Origin of the sequence: Micromonospora sp. H61, from assembly GCF_018070325.1 — a bacterium.
In the GTDB taxonomy this organism is placed as follows: Bacteria; Actinomycetota; Actinomycetes; order Mycobacteriales; family Micromonosporaceae; genus Micromonospora; species Micromonospora salmantinae.
Genome location: NZ_JAGPXY010000254.1, coordinates 1 through 461, shown reverse-complemented (window position 1 = coordinate 461; position 461 = coordinate 1). Strand labels below are relative to the sequence as shown.

Below are 461 nucleotides of genomic sequence, written 5' to 3'. Positions count from 1 at the left end.
GATGTGGATAAGAGACAGGTAGAGATCCATCTTTGCGGGACAGTGTTGGTAGAGCACGGGCTTCGAGACCCCGGCCCGCTCGGCGATGTCGTCCATCGCGGCGGCGTGCGACCGGCTCGTGGTGCCCGCTCAACGTCCCGCACCGCCGACTGAGCAGGGTGCCGTCGAGCCCGACCCGGGCCCCGCCCCACACTCCACCGTCGATCCGGCTGCCGCGCACCGTGCGCGGTGGGCCGCGCCCGGGTTACCCACCTCGGCCCCGCCGGCTGTCCAGGTGCCGCCCGTCGGCACCTCGGCGTCGGGTTTCGAGGTGCCGCCCGGTTTCCACGCGCCGACCAGCGAGCGGCTGGCCGCCGACGAAAGTCCGACAGCGCCACGCGACTGGCGGGACCCGCTCGCACCCGAGCCCGCGGCGACCTCGGGACGCACCCCGGGCCCGGCCGCGTCCGCCGACGAGGGCG

1 protein-coding gene and 1 pseudogene are annotated in these 461 nt (G+C 74.8%); one reads left to right on the top strand and one right to left on the bottom strand.

The window, feature by feature from the left end:
- Window positions 1-108, bottom strand: a pseudogene (locus KBX08_RS33465) (helix-turn-helix domain-containing protein); the annotation flags it as partial.
- 166 nt (window positions 109-274) lie between these two features.
- Between KBX08_RS33465 and KBX08_RS33460 the strand changes: the two are divergent.
- On the top strand, window positions 275-461 hold a 187-nt coding region (locus KBX08_RS33460), incomplete at its 3' end, for a hypothetical protein (RefSeq protein WP_210787741.1).